Consider the following 18,953-nt stretch of genomic DNA (forward strand, 5'->3'; position numbering starts at 1 on the left):
GGAACATGGCTCGCACGCGGGAAGCCGGCAGATGGCTCGACACCAGTGACGGATTGCGGCTGGCCGTGCGCGAGCACGGCGATCCGGCGGCGCCGACCGTGCTCGCGGTGCACGGCTACCCCGACGACCAGGCGATCTGGGACGGCGTGGCCGAAGCCCTCGCCGGGCGCTTCAGGGTGGTCAGCTACGACGTGCGCGGCGCGGGGGAGTCCGACAAGCCCCGCCGCACCGGTGCCTACCTGCTGGACCAGCTCGCCGACGACCTCGGCCGGGTCGCCGACCTGGTCAGCCCGGACCGGCCGGTGCACCTGCTGGCGCACGACTGGGGCTCGATCCAGGCCTGGCACGCGGTGACCGAGCCGCGGCTGGCGCACCGGTTCGCCTCGTTCACCTCGATCTCCGGCCCGTGCCTGGACCACGCCGGGCGGTGGATGCGCGAGAAGCTGCGGCACCCGACCCCGCGATCGCTGCGCAAGCTGGTCAACCAGCTGATCTTCTCCGGCTACATCGGCTTCTTCCAGCTCCCGGTGCTGCCGGAGCTGGCCTGGCGCACCGGTGCGATGCGCCGGCTGATCGGCACCCTGGAGCGCTTGGACCCGCGCGCCGCCCACAACCCGACGCAACCCGCGGTGTCCGACGGCGTGCGCGGCCTGGCGCTGTACCGGGCGAACATGCGCGAACGCCTGGGCGATCCGGGGGAGCGGCGCACGGACATCCCGGTCCAGGTGCTCGCGCCCACCGGCGACCCGTTCGTCTCCGCGCCGATGCAGACCGAGATCGCCCCGTGGGTGGCCAACCTGCGCATCCGCCGGGTCCCGGGCGGGCACTGGTTGCCGCGCAGCCGTCCCGGACTCGTCGCGCGGTGCGCCGCCGAGCTGGTCGAGCACGTCGAGGGCGGTGCCGAGTCGCGCGGTCTGCGGCGCAGCCGGGTGCGTCCGGGACGCCGCGAGTTCCAGGACCAGCTGGTGGTGGTCACCGGAGCGGGCGGCGGGATCGGCCGGGCGACGGCCGTGGAGTTCGCCGCCGCCGGGGCGCACGTGGTCGTCGCCGACATCGACGAGGCCGCGGCCGAGAACACCGCCGCGCTGATCACCCGCACCGGTGCCGGCGCCACGGCCCACCGGGTGGACGTCGCCGACGGCGCTGCGGTGGAGCGCTTCGCCGAGCAGGTTCGCGCTGAGCTGGGCACCCCGGACGTGGTGGTCAACAACGCCGGGATCGGCCTCGCGGGCGCGTTCCTCGACACCCCGGACGCCGAATGGGAACGGGCCATCGACATCAACCTGTGGGGCGTCATCCACGGCTGCCGGCAGTTCGCGCAGCAGATGACCGACCGCGGGGAAGGCGGCCGGATCGTGAACATCGCCTCGGCCGCGGCGTACCTGCCCTCCCAGCTGCTCCCGGCCTACAGCACCACCAAGGCCGCGGTGCTGGCGCTGAGCCAGTCGCTGCGCGTCGAGCTGGCGGCCGAGGGGATCGGCGTCATCGCGGTGTGCCCCGGGCTGGTCAACACCGGCATCACCACCAGCGCCCGCTTCGTCGGCGTCGACGAGGCCGAGCAGTTGCGGCGCAGGCAGGCCGCCAAGCGGCTCTACCAGCGGCGGAACTTCACCCCGCAGCGCGCCGCGGTCGAGATCCTGCGCGCCACCCGCCGCAACGCCGCGATCGCGCCGGTCACCGCCGAGGCCAAGGCCGGGCTGGTGCTCTCCCGCCTCACCCCGGGCCTGCTGCGCGCAGCGGCCAGGGCCGATCTGACACCGCGCTGAAGGAGGCCGGAGCATGTCCCACACCGATCCGGGCGAGCCGGACCGCGTCGTGCTGCAGGCGCGCGACGTGGAGTTCGACTGGTCGACGCTGCCGATGCACTGGATCCCCGGTGAGCCCTTCGCCACCCACGTGATCAACTTCCTGCACCTGGTGCTGCCCGAGGGCGAGCGCTGGTTCGTCGAGGTCTTCAAGCAGGCGCTGCCGCTGATCAAGGACGACCAGCTGCTGGAGGACGTGCGCGGCTTCGTCGGCCAGGAGGCGATGCACGCCGAGTCGCACCAGGGCGTGCTGGACCACTTCGACGCCCACGGCATGGACACCCGGCCCTACGTCGAGCAGGTCGGCTGGATGTTCCGCAAGGTGCTCGGCGACCGGCCCTACGGCGGCAGGCGCGCCGAGTCGTGGCTGGTGCAGCGGCTGGCGATGATCGCGGCCATCGAGCACTACACGGCGTTCCTCGGCCAGTGGGTGCTCGACGCGAAGGGCCTGGACGCGGCCGGCGCCGACCCGACCATGCTCGACCTGCTGCGCTGGCACGGCGCCGAGGAGGTCGAGCACCGCTCGGTGGCCTACGACCTCTACACGCACGTCGACGGCAGCTACCTGCGGCGCTGCCACGCGATGGTGATCGCGATGGTGGTCCTCGGCGTGCTGTGGGTGCGCGGCGTGAAGTACCTGATGGCCGCCGACCCGGTGCTGCGCGGCCGCCGCAAGCCGCGCTGGCGGGACATGCTGCGCACCGGCCGCCTCGGCCTCACGCCCAGCTACTGGCAGATGCTGCGCTCGATCCCCGCCTACTTCCGGAGGTCCTACCACCCGTCGCAGCACGGATCGACCAGCCAGGCGATCGCCTACCTGGCCAAGTCCCCGGCAGCGCAGGCGGCGGAGCACTGATGGCCGGAGCTCGTGCGGTGCCGCGGTCGCTCAACGGCAGCGGGCCGGACCGCTTCCTGTGGGCGCTGGACAAGGTGGCCGTCGGCATGGAGTGGTTGCAGCGCAACAGCCGCAGACGACCGGTCACGCCGGTGGACCGCGACCTCCGGCTGGAGGTCGCCGAGGTCCGGGCCGAGGCCGACGACGTGGTCGGCCTGCGGCTGGTCGGCGACGGGCTGCTCCCGGCCTGGCAGCCGGGCGCGCACCTGGACCTCGTGCTGCCGTCGGGGCGCACCCGCCAGTACTCGCTGTGCGGCCAGCCGGGCGACCGGCGCTCCTACCGGATCGCGGTGCGGCGCATCGCCGACGGTGCGGGCGGCTCCCGCGAGGTCCACGACGTGCTGCGGCCGGGGAGCCGGATCACCGCTCGCGGGCCCCGCAACGCCTTCCCGTTCATCACGGCGGAGAAGTACCTGTTCATCGCCGGCGGCATCGGCATCACGCCGATCCTGCCGATGGTGCGCACCGCGGCGGCGCGCGGTGCGGACTGGCGGCTGGTCCACACCGGACGGTCGCGGGAATCGATGCCGTTCCTCGACGAGCTGTCCGAGCTGGACCCGGCACGGGTGTGGATCCGCCCGGACACCGAGTTCGGCATCCCGGCATCCGGCGCGGAACTGCTCGAGCACACCCCGCCAGGTGCCGCGGTGTACTGCTGCGGGCCGATCCCGATGATCACCGGCGTGCGGGTGGACCTGCCGGGCAGCGCGGCCGATTCGCTGCACTGGGAACGGTTCTCGGCACCGCCGATCAACGACGGCAGGCCGTTCACCGTCGAACTCGCCCGCACCGGGCGCACCGTGCAGGTGCCCGCGGACCGCTCGGCGCTGGAGGCCATCACCGAGGTGCTGCCGCAGGTGTCGTTCTCGTGCCGCCAGGGCTTCTGCGGCACCTGCCACGTCCGCGTCCTCGACGGGGAGGTGGAGCACCGGGGCCGGGCGGCCGGTGATCACATGGCGATCTGCGTGTCCCGCTCCGAGGGCCACGTGGTGCTCGACCTGTAAGCGCGCCACTCGACCGGTTGCTTCAGCCGGTGGAATCGTCCTCGGTGTCGTGCGCGTGGGCCACGTGATTTTCAGCGCAGGATCGGTGCAGCGAGCGGAGCTGCCCGGCGGTGCGGCGTAGGGTCGGGACAGTCGATCTCGGGAGGATTTCGTGGCGCTCACCGGGCTGGTGGAGATCACTTCGGAAGCGGAATTGCGGGACGTGGTCGGCGAACCGCTGCCCAGGGTCCGGGACAAGGCGCGCGGCGCGCTGCACGAGGTGGACCGCCAGTGGCTGGCGGCCTCGCCGTTCTGCTTGATCGCGACCTCCGCCGCCGACGGCACCTGCGACGTCTCGCCCAAGGGCGATCCCGCCGGGTTCGTCCAGGTCCTGGACGAGCGCACGATCGCGATCCCGGAGCGTCCGGGCAACCGGCGCGCCGACGGCTTCCGCAACGTGCTGTCCAACCCGCACGTCGGGCTGATCTTCTTCGTGCCCGGTCGCGGCGACACCCTGCGCATCAACGGCCGGGCCCGGCTGGTGCGCGACGCGCCGTTCTTCGACGACATGGTGGTCAAGGGGCACCGGCCGGTGCTGGCGCTGGTGGTGGACATCGACGAGGTGTTCCACCACTGCGCCAAGGCGTTCCTGCGCTCCGGACTGTGGAAACCCGAGTCCTGGCAACCGGATTCGGTCCCGTCCCGGCCGCAGATCGCGAAGCTCCTGGAGCGCCCGGACGATTCGATCGCCGAACTCGAGCGCTACTACGGCCCCAGCTACGCCGAACGCCTCTACTGAGGCTTCCGCCAGCGGCCGTCTCGGTTGCAGATGCGGCACCGGCCCGTTCGCGCGGTGCGCGAAGCCGTCTTCCGGTGACCGGTTTGCACCCGTCGGCCATCGGGTTTCTCCTGGGAGCACGTGCGCAGGGAGGTATCCGATGGCGGAATGGCTCGGCTGGCCGGTGCTCCGGCAGCTGACCGGTGCGGATCCGCTGGGCAGGGGCCTGGCGGCCCGCTCGGCGCGCACCGACGCCCGGCGGGCGCGCACCCAGGACGCCGACGCGGTGGTGCGCTCGGTGTGCCCGTACTGCGCGGTCGGCTGCGGCCAGCGGGTCTTCGTCCAGGACGGCGCGGTGACCCAGATCGAGGGCGATCCCGATTCGCCGATCAGCCGCGGCCGGCTGTGCCCGAAGGGTTCGGCCAGCCGGGAACTGGTGACCTCGCCGCTGCGGCAGACCAAGGTCCGCTACCGCCGCCCGCACGGCACCGGCTGGGAGGACCTCGACCTGGACACCGCGCTGGACATGATCGCCGACCGGGTGCTGGCCACCCGGGCCGCCACCTGGCAGGACACCGACGTCGACGGACGTCCGCTGCGCCGCACGACGGGCATCGCGAGCCTCGGAGGAGCGACCCTCGACAACGAGGAGAACTACCTCATGAAGAAGCTCTACACCGCCCTCGGTGCGATCCAGGTGGAGAACCAGGCGCGCATTTGACACTCCTCCACGGTGCCCGGTCTGGGCACCTCCTTCGGGCGCGGCGGCGCCACCACCTTCCAGCAGGACCTCGTCAACGCCGACTGCATCCTGATCCAGGGGTCCAACATGGCCGAGGCGCACCCGGTCGGCTTCCAGTGGGTGGTGGAGGCCAAGCGGCGCGGTGCCACGGTCGTCCACGTCGACCCGCGCTTCACCCGCACCTCGGCGCTGGCGCACCGGCACGTCCCGCTGCGCGCGGGCAGCGACATCGTGTTCCTCGGCGCGCTGATCAACCACGTGCTGACCACCGGCGCGCAGTTCCACGACTACGTGGCCGCCTACACCAACGCGTCGATGATCGTCGGCGAGGACTTCCGCGACACCGAGGACCTGGAGGGCGTCTTCTCCGGCCTCGACGCCGAGGTCGGCAGCTACGACACGACCAGCTGGCAGTACGAGGGCAGCGCCGCGGTCCCGTCGGTCGGCGGGCACGGCCCCGAGGTCCCGACGAAACCGCACGGCCCCGAGACCACCGGTTCCGGCGGCCCGGTCTACCACGGCAGAGCCCGCACCGATCCGACGCTGCAACACCCGCGCTGCGTGTTCCAGCTGCTCAAGCGGCATTACGCCCGCTACACGCCGGAGCTGGTGGAGGAGGTCTGCGGCGTGCCGCGCGCGGACTTCGCGTGGGTCGCCGAGCAGCTGGTGGCCAATTCCGGCCGGGACCGCACCACGGCGGTGGTCTACTCGGTCGGCTGGACGCAGCACACCGTCGGCGTGCAGTACATCCGCGCCGCGTCGATCCTGCAGCTGCTGCTGGGCAACATCGGCCGTCCGGGCGGGGGAGTCCTGGCGCTGCGCGGGCACGCCAGCATCCAGGGCTCGACCGACATCCCGACCCTGTTCAACCTGCTGCCCGGTTACCTCCCGATGCCGCACGCCGAGGCCGACTCCGACGTGGAGGCCTACGTCGCGCCGGACGAGCAGGCCCGCGGCTACTGGGCCAACGTGCGCGCCTACCTGGTGAGCCTGCTCAAGGCGTGGTGGGGCGAGCACGCCACCGCCGACAACGACTTCTGCTTCGACCGGTTGCCGAGGATCACCGGCGATCACGGCACCTTCCAGACGGTGGTCGAGCAGATCGAAGGCCGCTGCCGGGGCTACTTCGTGGTCGGCGAGAACCCGGCCGTGGGCACCGCCAACGCCCGCCAGCAGCGGCTGGGCCTGGCCAACCTGGACTGGCTGGTGGTGCGCGACCTCAACCTGGTCGAGACGGCGACCTTCTGGCAGGACGGCCCGGAGATCGAGAGCGGCGAGCTGCGCACCGAGGACATCGGCACCGAGGTCTTCTTCCTGCCCGCGGCCGCGCACACCGAGAAGGACGGCACCTTCACCAACACCCAGCGGCTGCTGCAGTGGCACCACAAGGCCGTCGAACCCACCGGTGACCAGCGCAGCGACCTGTGGTTCTTCTACCACCTGGGACGGCGGCTGCGGCAGAAGGCGCAGGACGCCGAGCGCGACCGCCCGCTGCTGGAGCTGACCTGGGACTACCCGACCGAGGGCCCGATCGGCGAGCCCAGCGCCGCGGCAGTGCTGCGGGAGATCAACGGCACCGGCGCCGACGGCGCACCGCTGTCGTCCTACACCCAGCTGCGCGCGGACGGTTCCACCAGCTGCGGGTGCTGGATCTACTGCGGTGTCTTCGCCGACGGCGTCAACCAGGCCGCCCGCCGCCGACCGGGTGCCGAGCAGTCCTGGGTGGCCCCGGAGTGGGGCTGGGCGTGGCCGGCCAACCGCCGCCTGCTCTACAACCGCGCGTCGGCGGACCCGGACGGCCGGCCGTGGAGCGATCGCAAGGCCTACGTCTGGTGGGACGACCAGCGCGGCGAGTGGACCGGCCACGACGTGCCCGACTTCGACCGCACGAAGCGCCCGGACCACGTGCCCGCACCGGGGGCGACCGGCCCGGAGGGCATCGCGGGCACCGAGCCGTTCATCATGCAGAGCGACGGCCGCGGCTGGCTCTACGCCCCGTCCGGGCTGGTGGACGGGCCGCTGCCCGCCCACTACGAACCGCAGGAATCGCCGCTGGCCAACCGCGTCCACCCCGCCCAGCAGCGCAATCCGGCGCGGCAGGTGTTCGCCCGCCCGGAGAACCGCTACCAGCCCAGCGGACTGGAACCGGGCAGCGCGGTGTTCCCCTGCGTGTTCACCACGTTCCGGCTCACCGAGCACCACACCGCGGGCGGCATGAGCCGGTGGCTGGCGCACCTGGCGGAGCTCGCCCCGGCGATGTTCCTGGAGATCTCCCCGCAGCTGGCGGCCGAGCGCGGGCTGCGGCACCTGGGCTGGGCGACCGTGATCACCGCGCGCAGCGCAATCGAGGGCCGGGTGCTGGTCACCGCCCGGCTGCGGCCGCTGCGGCTGGGCGAGCGCGCGGTGCACCAGATCGGCATCCCGTGGCACTGGGGCCCGAACGGGCTGACCACGGGCGACGCCGCGAACGAGCTGATCAACGTGGCGCTGGACCCCAACGTGCACATCATGGAGACCAAGGCGGGAGCCTGCGACATCCGCCCGGGGCGGCGGCCGCGCGGCGCGGCACTGCGCCGCCTGGTCGAGGACTACCGCAGGCGGGCGGGGGTCACCGAGCGCACCGGCGTGGAGCACGCCGACGACCCGGAACGCGGAGGGAGATGAGCCCTGTGGCCCGGAACCGGTTGAGCGGACCGCTGGCCGACCCGGCGGGCGATGCCGGCTACCCGCCCGGTCACCCCGAGCGCGTCGGGTTCTTCACCGACACCAGCGTGTGCATCGGCTGCAAGGCGTGCGAGGTCGCCTGCAAGGAGTGGAACCTGCTGCCCGAGGACGGCCTGGACCTCACCGGCATGTCCTACGACAACACCGGTGCCCTGGGCGCCACCACCTGGCGGCACGTCGCCTTCGTCGAGCAGGAGTCCACTGTGGATCTGGGCATGCCCGGGATGGGTGGTGACCAGGTGCGATGGCTGATGTCCTCGGACGTCTGCAAGCACTGCACGCACGCCGCGTGCCTGGACGTCTGCCCGACCGGAGCGCTGATCCGCACCGAGCACGGCACGGTGCTGGTCCAGGACGACGTGTGCAACGGCTGCGGCTACTGCGTGCCCGCCTGCCCGTACGGGGTGATCGACATCCGGCCGGACACCGGCGGCGCGGCCAAGTGCACGATGTGCCACGACCGGCTGGGCGCCGGGCTGATGCCCGCCTGCGCGACGGCCTGCCCGACGGAGTCGATCCAGTACGGGCCGCTCGACGAGCTGCGCGAACGCGCCGAGCTGCGGGTGTCCGAGCTGCACGAGCAGGGGATCACCGGTGCCCGGCTCTACGGGCAGGACCCCGACGACGGCGTCGGCGGAACCGGTGCGTTCTTCCTGCTGCTGGACGAGCCGGAGGTCTACGGGCTGCCGCCGGACCCGGTGGTGACCACGCGGGACCTGCCGTCGATGTGGCGGCACGCGGCGGGCGCGGCGGTGACCGCGGTCGCGGTGATCGCCGGGTGCTTCCTGGGGAGGAAGCGGTGACGGCGGAGTCCTACTACGGCCGCCCGGTGCTCAAACCGCCGGTGTGGAAGGTGCCGGACGTGCCGCTCTACCTCTACCTCGGCGGCCTCGCCGGAGCGTCGTCGACCATGGCGCTGCTGGCCGATCTCACCGGCCGGGACCGGTTGGCCGGTGCCGGCCGGCTGGCCGCCGCAGTGGGCGCGACCGCCAGCGTCGCAGCGCTGGTCCACGACCTCGGGCGGCCGATGCGGTTCCTGAACATGCTGCGGGTGTTCAAGCCGACCTCCCCGCTGAGCGTCGGATCCTGGATCCTGGCGCCGTTCTCGGCACTGTCCGGCGCGGCGGCGGCCAGTGAGCTGACCGGCCGACTGCCCCGAGCGGGACGAGCCGCGGCGGCTGCCGCCGGTGTGCTCGCGCCCGCGATGACGACCTACACCGCGGTGCTGCTGGCCGACACGGCCGTGCCCGGTTGGCACGCGGCGTACCGGGAGCTGCCGTTCGTCTTCGCCGGGAGCGCGGTGTCCAGCGCCGGGGCCGTCGGGATGCTCGCCGCGCCGGAGGAGGCCGCGCCCGCGCGGCGGATGGCGATCGCGGGTGCGGTGCTGGAGCTGGCGGCGGCCCGCCGGATGCACCGCGGCGCAGGACTGGTCGGCGAGGTCTACCAGCAGGGGAGGGCCGGAACGGTGCTGCGCGCCGCCCGGACGCTGACCTGCCTCGGTCTGGGCGCGGCAGCGCTGGCCGGCCGGAGCAGGACCGCGCGCGTCGCCTCGGGGCTCTGCTTGAACGCCGCGGCGGCGGCCACCAGGTACGGGATCTTCGAGGCCGGTCGCGCGTCGGCGCGCGATCCCCGCTACACCGTGCAGCCGCAGCGCGCCTCCTGACCAGCACTTTCCACTTTCGGGGGAGATCTATACACCGGGTATATACACCGGATGTATAGTCGCTCGCATGTCGATCGGTCTCACCATGCTGGGGTTGCTGGAGGGTGGCCCCGGTTACGGATACGACCTCAAACGGGCTTACGACGCCGACTTCGGGCACGCCAAGTCGCTGGCCTACGGACAGGTCTACTCGACGCTGTCCCGGCTGCTGCGCGACGGCCTGGTCGAGGTCGACGGAGTGGAGTCCGGCGACGGGCCCGACCGCAAGCGCTACTCGATCACCGAGTCCGGCCGGCAGCGGCTGGAGGAGTGGCTGAGCACGCCGGAGAAGCCCGTCGCCGAGCTGCACAACACCCTCTACACCAAGATCGTCCTCGCGGTCCGCTCCGGTCGCGACGCCACCGCGGTGCTCGACGCCCAGCGCCGCGCGCACCTCGCCCGGATGCGCGAGCTGACCCGCCGCAAGACCGCCGCCGAACCCGGTGAACAGCTGGTGCACGACTACGCGCTGTTCCACCTGGAGGCCGATCTGCGCTGGCTGGAGCTGGCCGTGACCCGACTCGAACCGCTCACCAAGGAGGTCTCCCCGTGACCGAACCGCTGCTGTCCGGTGCGGATCTGCACCTGTCCTTCGGGCCCACCCCCGCACTGCGCGGCGCCGGGCTCTCGGTCGAGGCGGGGGAGGTCGTGGCGGTCATGGGATCCTCCGGTTCCGGCAAGTCGACGCTGCTGCACTGCCTGGCCGGGATCCGGCGGCCCGATTCCGGCCGGATCCGGTACCGGGGCACCGAGCTGACCGAGCTCACCGACGATCAGCGCAGCACCCTGCGCCGCGACGAGTTCGGCTTCGTCTTCCAGTTCGGCCAGCTGGTGCCGGAGCTGACCGTGCGGGAGAACGTGGCCCTGCCGCTGCGCCTGGGCGGCGCCAAGCGCCGGGCGGCCGAGGCGAAGGCCGCCTCCTGGCTGGCGGAGCTCGGCATCGCCGGGATCGCGAACTCCCGGCCCGGGGACATCTCCGGCGGCCAGAGCCAGCGGGCCGCGCTGGCGCGAGCGCTGGTCGCCGAGCCGACGGTGGTCTTCGCCGACGAGCCCACCGGAGCGCTGGACTCCGTCGGCGGCGAGCAGGTGATGGGCCTGCTCACCCGCGCCGCGCGGGACACCGGAGCAGCGGTGCTGCTGGTGACCCACGAACCGCGGGTGGCGGCCTACGCCGACCGGGAAGTCGTGCTCCGCGACGGCAGCACCGAACTCGCCGAGGTGTCCTGATGACGAACTGGCTGCAGGACCTGGCCTTCGGCTTCCGGCTGGCGTTCACCGGCCACCGCCCCTGGGGACGACTGGTGGTGACCTCGCTGGGCATCGCGCTCGGCGTCGTGGTGCTGCTCGGCGCCGCGTCGGTGCCCAACATCCACTCCGCGCGGATCGAGCGCGAGAACATGCGCGACCCGGTCGCCGCCGCGGACGCTCCCGGGGTCGGCGTGCTGGTCGCCAACACACCGGCGGTGCAGTTCGGCGACCGCTTCATCCAAGGGCTGCAACTGCAGGACCTGCGTCCGGACGCGCCGGTGGCGCCGGGGCTGACGCGCAATCCCGCACCGGGCGAGGCGGTGGTCTCCCCAGCTCTGCAGAAACTCCTGCAGAGCCCGGAGGGCGAGCTGCTGCGGCCCCGGCTGCCCGCCGAGATCACCGGGGTCATCGGCCAGGACGGCCTGGTCGGCATGAAGGAGCTGTTCTACTACGCGGGCACCGACTCGTTGTCACCGCGAAGCCACCAGGTGAACGGCGTCTCCGAGCGGTTCGGGGAGTCCACGACGGTCGAGGCGGAACTGGACGGCCACCTCCAGCTCGTGCTGGCACTGGGCGTCGCGGTGCTGCTGGTGCCGATCGTGGTCTACGTCGCGGCCACCGCCCGGCTCGCCGAGGCGGCCCGGCAGCGGCGGCTGGCGGCGATGCGGCTCGTCGGCGCCACCGGAACCCAGGTGCGCCGGATGGCGGCGGGGGAGTCCATGGCCGGGGCGGTGCTCGGAGTCGCACTGGGCTGGGTGCTGTTCGAGCTGGTGAAACCGGCGGTCGACGGCATCTCGATGGGCGAGTACTCGCTCTTCAGCTCGTACGTGCGACCGGTCTGGTGGCTGGCCGCGCTGGTCACCATCGGGCTCCCCGCGCTGGCGGCGCTGGTCACGATCGGCGCTCTGCGCCGCGGTATCGCCGAACCCCTGCAGGTCACGCGCCGGGCCACGGCGCGGCCGCGGAAGCTGCTCTGGCGAGTGGTGCCGGTCGTGACGGGCATGGCGGGCCTGGTGTTCATCGGTCTGGACGGCATCTCCGGTCAGCCGGCGCTCCAGCTGTTCATCGCGTCTGTCGTGCTGGTGCTCGCCGGTGTCCCGTTGGTGCTGCCGTGGTGCGTCGAGCGATTCGCGGGCCGGCTGGGCGGTGGTGGTTCCACTGCGTGGCAGCTCGCGGTGCGGCGGCTCCAGCTGACCAGCGGCACCGCTGCGCGTGCGGTCAGCGCCATCGCGGTGGTGGTGACCGGCGTGATCGCGCTGCAAACGCTCCTCGCAACCGTGATCGCCTCGGAACCGAGCCGCGCTCCGGGACCGGAGGCCAGCGCGGGCGGCCGGATGACGATCATGGGCGGGCTGCCGGAGGACCCGGCTGCCGTGCCGACGGCGGTGCGCGAACTGCAGGCGCTGCCCGGGGTTCTCGACGCGCGCGTGAACGACTCGTCCATTCAAGCCAGCGACGGCGAGTACTCCTCGTGGACCGTGCGCGTCGTGGACTGCGCGCAGATCCGCGAGCTCGCCCCGGTGCCGGACTGCGCGGACGGTGACGTCTTCGCCGCCGTCCCGGACCAGCGCGTCGATCATCTCGCCGGTGCGACGCTGCACCTGATCGACAGCTACTACGGCGCGACCAGCAGGCCGACCCGGGACCAGCTGGCCACCTGGAGCGTTCCCAGCACAGTGCGTCCGGTCGGGATCTTGCCGGACGGTGGACGGGAACTGCTGGTCACGCCCGCCGCGGCGGGCGGCCTGGCGGATCTCGCCCGGCAGGTCAGCATCGATGCCGAACTCGCCCCGTCGGTGGCGCCCGACGTCGTCGAGCGCGTCCGCAACATCGCTGCGGCGCACCTGATCGAACCGACGACCAGCAACGCGATGGGCTCGCCCAGGGCGGTACCGGAACTGGAGCGGGAGGCGGCGATGACCGCCGTCCAGGTGGTGCTGCTGACGGGAGCGCTGGCGGTGTTCGCGCTGATCGGGTGCAGTGTGTTCGTCTCGGCCGCCGAGCAGATCCAGGAACGGCGCCGACCGATGGCCGTGCTGGGCGCGGTCGGGGTGCCGCGCCGGACGATGGCGTGGTCCCTGCTGCTGCAGAACGCAGTTCCGATGCTGGTGGCCACCGCGCTCGCCGCGGTCACCGGTCTGCTGCTCGGAGTGCTGGTCGTGCTGGTCTCCAGCAAGGGCCCGGTCGTCGTGGACGTGCCCGGGATGCTCGGCCTGTTCGCCTTCGCGGCCGCGTCGGTCCTGGTGGTCACCGTGCTGACCCTGCCCGCGGCGACCCGGGCCGCCGCGCCGGAGGGGCTGCGCACGGAGTGATCGGGCGCGGGCGCGTCCACCGAGGGACGCGCCCGCAGGATCGACGATGTCCACAATTTCAGTGCTGACAGAAATAAATCCGGACATCGGTGCATGAACCGGAGGATGCGAAAACGCCGCGAGTCCTTGTGCTCGCGGCGTTTTCGGCTGCGTCCGGAACTGATCGGATGCGGTTGATTGCGCTCGGTACTCGCTCGATCGGGTGAGTCGTGGCTCATGTCTCACCCTGGGTGATCGGCTTTGGATTTTCCCCGCGTCGCACGATCAGGATCCGAGCTGCGGAAACGGCGACATCGCGCCGATCTTGTCGGCGTTTCTATGACGATGGCCACTCGCCGATGGTTTGGTCTGCGGAAACTCGCTACGTAGCGTGGCCCCTCGTCGGCACCCCCGAAGCCGACGCAGCAAGACCGGAAGTCCGCAGCGCCGAACCCTGTCCCGGCGGGCTTCTCGACCCCCGACACGCATCAGGGGCAGGGACCTGACCACCGCGGCGGCAGCACTCGCCGGGCCGACCCCGATCGGACCCGGCACGCCGCCACCGGTGCCAGCGCAGGCGTTGCTGGAGACGAAACATGGCAATCTCGCGAGGCAAGCACCGCAAGTCCGCCACCGGTCGCAACATCGCCCGCGTGGCGCTGGCCGGCGCGGTCGTCGCCGCCCCGTTCGCCCTCACCGCACCGGCCAACGCCGCGTCCGAGTCCACCTGGGACGCCGTCGCGAAGTGCGAGAGCGGCGGCAACTGGTCGATCAACACCGGCAACGGCTACTACGGCGGCCTGCAGTTCAGCGCCTCCACCTGGGCCTCCTACGGCGGCACCAGCTACGCCTCGAACGCCTCGCAGGCCACCAAGGCGCAGCAGATCGCGGTCGCCGAGCGCGTGCTCCAGGGGCAGGGCCCCGGCGCCTGGCCGGTGTGCTCGAAGAAGGCCGGCCTGACCAAGGGCGGCGGTGCCGAGCACCAGGACGTGGCCTCCGGCGGCACGACCAAGAAGGTCACCCCGAAGACCACCACCAAGACCAAGCCGCAGGTCAAGACCGAGACCAAGACGCAGGTCAAGAAGACCGTGTCGGTCGAGGGCGCCTACACCGTGCAGGCCGGCGACACGCTGAGCACGATCGGTGCGAAGGTCGGCGTCGAGTGGCAGTCGATCTTCGACAAGAACCGCGACGTGATCAGCGACGCGAACCTCATCTTCCCGGGTCAGCAGCTGACCGTGAAGTGACCCACCCGGTCCGCGCGACCAGGTGATCAACAAGGAACCCCGCCTGCCTCTCTCCGGCGGGGTTCCTTGTGCTTCCAGCGCATCTCACGGCTTGCGCCGGCGCATGTCGGAGCGGATGTCCCACGCGGTCCAGCCGATCCCGGCCAACGCGATCCCGCCCAGTGCGATCAACAGCAGCAGCTGCGTCATACCGACTCCTCCCCGCCGCCGGGTGCACGCCGAGCGTGAACGATCCTCGCGATGATCGCCGGTCGCGGACGGCCGGCGACGGACGCGCGAAGTCCCCGAATCGGGCGATTCCCCGGCATGTCAGGACCCCTGATCGCCCGCTCGCGGCCGGATCATGTGCGGCGAGCGGGTCCGGCTCACCGGCCGGGCTCCCGAGCCGACGGGGAAGGAGGGGCACCACGATGTCCACCGATCACCAGGCGGCGCTGGCGGAGCTGACCAGCGCCTTGCACAGCTGGGTGGGACCAGCGGCGATCGCCGCCGGTGTCCTGCTGCTGATCGTCGCGCTGTTTCGCCGATCCCGGGCGACACTGGCGAAGAAGCGACGGACGGCGCGCCCGAGTGCGGCCGAGTGGTGGTGACGCGCCGGTCCCGAGCCGACCTGGGAAGCCCGCCCGCGGCGGGTGCCGAGGGGGGAGGGGTGCATGGCCGAGACCACGCGGGACACCGGGGCGGTCGAGCCGACATCCGGGCAGCGGGCACCGGCGGAGCAGCAGCGCTGGCAGGTCGTGCCCGCGCCCGTGCCGCCGCCTCGCGGCGCGCACCGGCTCGATCTGCGGACCACCATCGCGATCGACCTCGGCCGGCTGGCCGCCGCGATGTCCCGGCGGCTCGGCATGGGCAGCGGCGCGATGATCGGCGGCAGGCTCGCGCTGAGCCTGCAGCCGCAGGCGCTGCGCCGACTGGCGGTGGGCCGCCGCGTGGTCATGGTGACCGGTACCAACGGCAAGACCACCACCACCCGGATGGTCGCCGAGGCGCTGCGTTCGCGAGCTCCGGCGGTCAGCAACGCCACCGGCGCGAACATGCTCGACGGGCACGTCGCCGCGCTGATGACGCAGCCCAACGCGCCGTTCGCCGCGCTGGAGGTCGACGAGCTGCACCTGGCCCAGGTCACCGCGCAGTTCGAGCCGGCGGTGATCCTGCTGCTCAACCTCAGCCGGGATCAGCTGGACCGGGTCGGCGAGATCCGCACGGTGGCCGAGAGCCTGCGCCGCGCCCTCGCCGAGGCACCCGGCGCACGGGTGATCGCCAACCGGGACGACCCCAACATCGTCTTCGCGGCCGCCGAGCACCCCGGCGTCACCTGGATCTCCGGCGGCTCCCGCTGGAAGGGCGACGCGCTGAACTGCCCGCGCTGCGGAGCGTTCCTCGGGGACGCCGACCAGGACTGGCGCTGCGAGTGCGGACTGGCCCGGCCCGAAGCGGACTGGACGGTCACCGCCGGTGCCGCGGTGGCCGCCGACGGCACCCGCCGCGAGCTCGACCTGGCGCTGCCCGGCCAGGTCAACCGGGTCAACGCCACTTTCGCGCTGGCGGCGGCCGGGCACCTGGGCTGCGACCCGAACGCCGCGGTGCAGCGCATCCAGCGGATCACCCAGGCCGCGGGCCGCTACGGGACCGTGCGGCTGGCCGGCCGCCCGGCGCGGTTGCTGCTGGCGAAGAACCCGGCGAGCTGGCTGGAGATGCTCGACCTGGTCTCCGCCGAGCACCAGCCGCTGGTGCTGGTGGTCAACAGCCGGGAGGCCGACGGCCACGACGTCTCCTGGCTCTGGGACGTCGACTTCGAGCTGCTGAGCGGGCGTCCGGTGCGGGTGGCCGGGGACCGCGCGCTCGACCTCGCCGTCCGGCTGCACTACGCCGGGGTCCGGGCCACCGTCGCCACCACGGTGGACGACGCCCTGACCGGGGCTGGCGACGGCGTTCCCGACGTCATCGCCAACTACACGGCGTTCCGCGATCTGCTCGCCCGGAGCCGATCGTGATGCGCGACCGGGTCCGGCTGGCGCTGGTGCTGCCCGACCTGCTGGGGACCTACGGCGACCGGGGCAACGCCATCGTGCTGGCGCAGCGGCTGAAGTGGCGCAACATCGACAGCGAGACGGTGACGGTGCTGTCCTCCTCGGAGGCGGTCCCGGAGTCCTGCGACCTGTACCTGATCGGCGGGGGAGAGGACGTCGCGCAGGTCGCGGCGGTGCGGTTCCTCCGCCGCGGGCGCGGCCTGGGCGGTCCGGTGGACCGGGGCGTCCCGGTGCTCGGCATCTGCGGCGGGTTGCAGGTGCTGGGCACCAGCTTCGTCACCGGCGACGGCGCGCGGCACGAGGGGCTCGGCTTCGTCGACGCCGATACCGAACCCGGGGACGGGCGCGCGATCGGTGAGATCACGACGCAGTCGACGTTGCTGGGCGTGGGGATGCTGACCGGGTTCGAGAACCACCTCGGCCGGACCCGGGTGGGCGCCGACTCGCGCCCGCTGGGGCGGGTCGCGCGCGGCGTCGGAAACGGTCACGACTCCGCCGAGGGTGCGGTGCGCGGCCACGTGGTGTGCACCTACATGCACGGTCCGGTCCTGGCGCGCAATCCGCGGCTGGCGGATCTGCTGCTGGAGTGGGCGATCGGCGAACCGTTGGAGCCGCTCCCGGATCCACCCGAGCTGCGCGCGCTGCGCGCCGAGCGGAGCAAACCGCACGTGCGCAACCGCAAGTGAGCCCGCAGCGCATGCTGGTGCTTGGAACCTGAGCGCTTCCCTGGACTGCGGGTGCCCTTCTGATGCACGGATCCGGCAACCTCAGCGGCGGAAGAGCCGGGCCAGCCGGTCGACCACGGGCTTCAGCTCTGGCGCCCGCAACAGCGCCAGCGCCGCGAAGCTGACGCCGAGCACCACGACGGTGTGAACGGTCAGCGAGATCCAGGCGTCCGCAGCGGGTCCGAGCGGCCCGAAGGCCCTGCGCGCGCCGGTCACGGCCGCGATCGAGCAAGCGCATCCGAGCGCAGTCGCGGCGGCGCTGCGCCCGATCCCGGCGAGCGTGCTCCCGGTCCGCAGCCTGCCGACCCGGCAGCGCAGCCAGATCTGACCGGCCACCGCGCCGACCGCGAAGCTCGCCGACATCGCCGCGGTCACCCCGACGACCAGGTCCTGCGGATCGGCGGTGGCCAGCACGAGGTAGCACAGCGCGCTGCGCACCACGACCATGATCACGTTGATCCAGGTCGGCGTGCGCGCGTCGTGCATCGCGTAGAACGCGCGGAGCTGGAGCATCGTGATGGCGAACGGGACCACGCCGATCGCGGCGGCGGCCAGGGCGTACCCGAGCCGGTCGGCGGCGGCCACGTCGCTGGCGCCCAGCGAGAAGAACGCCACGGCCAGCGGCCCGCCCGCGACCACCAGCAGCGCGCTGATCGGCATCAGCAGCACCGAGCTCAGCCGCGTGCCCAGCGCCAGGTCGGAGACGAAAGCGGCGGTGTCCTCCGCTGCCGCGGCCTTGCTGATCCGCGGCATCAGCGCGGTCAGCAGCGAGACCCCGAGAACTCCGTAGGGCACCTGGGACAGCAGCCAGGCGTAGTTGAACGTCGCGACGCTGCCCGGGGTGCCCTGCCCGGTCACGCGGGTGATCACCACCATGCCCGCCTGGCTGACCAGCGCGTACAGCACCACCCAGCCCGCCAGCCCGCCGAACTCCGCCAGCCGCCGGTCCCAGCCCCAGCGCCACCGGAAGCGGAATCCGCCGCGCCGCAGCGACACGACCATGATCAGCGCCTGGGCGGCGATGCCCAGCGCGGTGCCGATGCCCAGCACCAGCAGCTTCGGCTCGCCCATCCGCACCGGGTGGGTGGAGATCTCGCCGGGCACCAGCGCGTACACCACAACCGTGGTGATCACGACGAGGTTGTTGACCACCGGTGCCCAGGCGGGCGTGCCGAACACCCCGCGCACGTTGAGGACGGCCTGCAGCAGCGCGGACAGCCCGTAGCAGACGATGCCCGGCAGCAGGAGGTAGGCGAAAGCCGTGGTCAGAGCGGCGTTCGCGCGGGTGTCCGGGCCGAGGTAGAGCTCGGTGAGCAGCGGAGCGCACGCCACCGCAGCTGTGGTGGCCACGAGCAGCAGCACCCCACCCATGGTGATCATCCAGCGCGCGTACTCGGTGCCCTCGCGCTCGCCGCGCTGCTGCGCGCGCACCAGCAGCGGAACCGCGATGCTGGTGAGCACCCCGCCGAGCAGGAGTTCGTTGACCACGGTGGGCAGCGTGTTGGCCACCGTGTAGGAGTCGTTGACCACGCCGAGGCCGAGCACGGCGACCAGCAGGACCTTCGCCAGCAGCCCGCTGACCCGGCTGGTGGCGGTGGCCACCGCCATCGCGGCGCTCGCGCGGGCCAGCGAGGTGTCGCGCACCCGGGATTCGGACTGGTCGACCACGGTCCTCCCCGGCCTCGGCGACTTTCGCCGACCGTGCCACGGATCACCCGGCTCCGCCGGACGAGCTCGGTTCGTGGCAACCTGATCGCAGCGGTGCGGGAACGGGGGACGAGCG

General features: G+C 72.5%; 15 protein-coding genes. 14 read left to right on the forward strand and 1 reads right to left on the reverse strand.

Translation table 11 applies throughout. The features are described from left to right. The first annotated feature begins 5 nt into the window (after positions 1-5). From OU416_RS03270 to OU416_RS03335, 14 genes are all read left to right on the forward strand, one after another. Positions 6-1,766: an SDR family oxidoreductase gene (locus OU416_RS03270; RefSeq protein ID WP_270925276.1), complete on the forward strand. Its 1,761-nt coding sequence runs from the start codon at positions 6-8 to the stop codon at positions 1,764-1,766. Between the two features lie 13 nt (positions 1,767-1,779). Continuing rightward, a complete protein-coding gene (locus tag OU416_RS03275) occupies positions 1,780-2,661 on the forward strand; it encodes a metal-dependent hydrolase (RefSeq protein WP_270925277.1) in 882 nt (293 codons plus the stop codon). Then, on the forward strand, positions 2,661-3,704 hold the full coding sequence (locus tag OU416_RS03280) for a PDR/VanB family oxidoreductase (protein ID WP_270925278.1): 1,044 nt from the start codon (positions 2,661-2,663) through the stop codon (positions 3,702-3,704). Before OU416_RS03275 ends, OU416_RS03280 begins: the two co-directional genes overlap by 1 nt. A 151-nt stretch (positions 3,705-3,855) precedes the next feature. Beyond that, the gene (locus OU416_RS03285; protein WP_270925279.1) at positions 3,856-4,482 is read left to right on the forward strand and encodes a pyridoxamine 5'-phosphate oxidase family protein; all 627 of its coding nucleotides are present in this window, start codon (positions 3,856-3,858) and stop codon (positions 4,480-4,482) included. 139 nt (positions 4,483-4,621) lie between these two features. Beyond that, positions 4,622-7,867: a formate dehydrogenase gene (fdh, locus tag OU416_RS03290; RefSeq protein ID WP_270925280.1), complete on the forward strand. Its 3,246-nt coding sequence runs from the start codon at positions 4,622-4,624 to the stop codon at positions 7,865-7,867. Further along, on the forward strand, positions 7,864-8,730 hold the full coding sequence (locus tag OU416_RS03295) for a 4Fe-4S dicluster domain-containing protein (RefSeq protein WP_270925281.1): 867 nt from the start codon (positions 7,864-7,866) through the stop codon (positions 8,728-8,730). Before fdh ends, OU416_RS03295 begins: the two co-directional genes overlap by 4 nt. Beyond that, positions 8,727-9,590, forward strand: a complete 864-nt coding sequence (gene nrfD / locus OU416_RS03300; RefSeq protein ID WP_270925282.1) for an NrfD/PsrC family molybdoenzyme membrane anchor subunit — start codon at positions 8,727-8,729, stop codon at positions 9,588-9,590. Before OU416_RS03295 ends, nrfD begins: the two co-directional genes overlap by 4 nt. A 67-nt stretch (positions 9,591-9,657) precedes the next feature. After that, positions 9,658-10,182: a PadR family transcriptional regulator gene (locus tag OU416_RS03305; RefSeq protein WP_270925283.1), complete on the forward strand. Its 525-nt coding sequence runs from the start codon at positions 9,658-9,660 to the stop codon at positions 10,180-10,182. After that, complete coding sequence (locus OU416_RS03310) at positions 10,179-10,856, forward strand: ABC transporter ATP-binding protein (protein ID WP_270925284.1); 678 nt, start codon at positions 10,179-10,181, stop codon at positions 10,854-10,856. Before OU416_RS03305 ends, OU416_RS03310 begins: the two co-directional genes overlap by 4 nt. Further along, on the forward strand, positions 10,856-13,189 hold the full coding sequence (locus OU416_RS03315; RefSeq protein WP_270925285.1) for an ABC transporter permease: 2,334 nt from the start codon (positions 10,856-10,858) through the stop codon (positions 13,187-13,189). Before OU416_RS03310 ends, OU416_RS03315 begins: the two co-directional genes overlap by 1 nt. 575 nt (positions 13,190-13,764) lie before the next feature. Continuing rightward, on the forward strand, positions 13,765-14,415 hold the full coding sequence (locus OU416_RS03320) for a LysM peptidoglycan-binding domain-containing protein (RefSeq protein WP_270925286.1): 651 nt from the start codon (positions 13,765-13,767) through the stop codon (positions 14,413-14,415). Positions 14,416-14,825: 410 nt separating this feature from the next. Continuing rightward, complete coding sequence (locus OU416_RS03325; protein WP_270925287.1) at positions 14,826-15,005, forward strand: hypothetical protein; 180 nt, start codon at positions 14,826-14,828, stop codon at positions 15,003-15,005. 63 nt (positions 15,006-15,068) lie between these two features. Continuing rightward, on the forward strand, positions 15,069-16,409 hold the full coding sequence (locus tag OU416_RS03330; protein WP_270925288.1) for a Mur ligase family protein: 1,341 nt from the start codon (positions 15,069-15,071) through the stop codon (positions 16,407-16,409). Continuing rightward, the gene (locus OU416_RS03335) at positions 16,409-17,131 is read left to right on the forward strand and encodes a type 1 glutamine amidotransferase (RefSeq protein ID WP_270925415.1); all 723 of its coding nucleotides are present in this window, start codon (positions 16,409-16,411) and stop codon (positions 17,129-17,131) included. Before OU416_RS03330 ends, OU416_RS03335 begins: the two co-directional genes overlap by 1 nt. An 81-nt stretch (positions 17,132-17,212) precedes the next feature. Here OU416_RS03335 and murJ read toward each other — a convergent pair whose 3' ends face one another. After that, positions 17,213-18,838 (reverse strand): murein biosynthesis integral membrane protein MurJ, encoded by a 1,626-nt coding sequence (murJ, locus tag OU416_RS03340; RefSeq protein WP_270925289.1) that lies wholly within the window; start codon positions 18,836-18,838, stop codon positions 17,213-17,215. Positions 18,839-18,953 lie beyond the last annotated feature (115 nt).

Origin of the sequence: Saccharopolyspora indica (assembly GCF_027853965.1) — a bacterium.
GTDB classification, from domain to species: Bacteria; Actinomycetota; Actinomycetes; order Mycobacteriales; family Pseudonocardiaceae; genus Saccharopolyspora; species Saccharopolyspora indica.

Bases quoted from the DNA above. Each gene is read 5' to 3' on its own strand.
- OU416_RS03320 (WP_270925286.1), top strand. From the start codon at position 13,765: ATGGCAATCTCGCGAGGCAAGCACCGCAAGTCCGCCACCGGTCGCAAC.
- OU416_RS03330 (WP_270925288.1), top strand. From the start codon at position 15,069: ATGGCCGAGACCACGCGGGACACCGGGGCGGTCGAGCCGACATCCGGG.
- OU416_RS03325 (WP_270925287.1), top strand. From the start codon at position 14,826: ATGTCCACCGATCACCAGGCGGCGCTGGCGGAGCTGACCAGCGCCTTG.
- OU416_RS03280 (WP_270925278.1), top strand. From the start codon at position 2,661: ATGGCCGGAGCTCGTGCGGTGCCGCGGTCGCTCAACGGCAGCGGGCCG.
- OU416_RS03275 (WP_270925277.1), top strand. From the start codon at position 1,780: ATGTCCCACACCGATCCGGGCGAGCCGGACCGCGTCGTGCTGCAGGCG.
- OU416_RS03295 (WP_270925281.1), top strand. From the start codon at position 7,864: ATGAGCCCTGTGGCCCGGAACCGGTTGAGCGGACCGCTGGCCGACCCG.
- OU416_RS03335 (WP_270925415.1), top strand. From the start codon at position 16,409: ATGCGCGACCGGGTCCGGCTGGCGCTGGTGCTGCCCGACCTGCTGGGG.
- OU416_RS03315 (WP_270925285.1), top strand. From the start codon at position 10,856: ATGACGAACTGGCTGCAGGACCTGGCCTTCGGCTTCCGGCTGGCGTTC.
- OU416_RS03270 (WP_270925276.1), top strand. From the start codon at position 6: ATGGCTCGCACGCGGGAAGCCGGCAGATGGCTCGACACCAGTGACGGA.
- OU416_RS03305 (WP_270925283.1), top strand. From the start codon at position 9,658: ATGTCGATCGGTCTCACCATGCTGGGGTTGCTGGAGGGTGGCCCCGGT.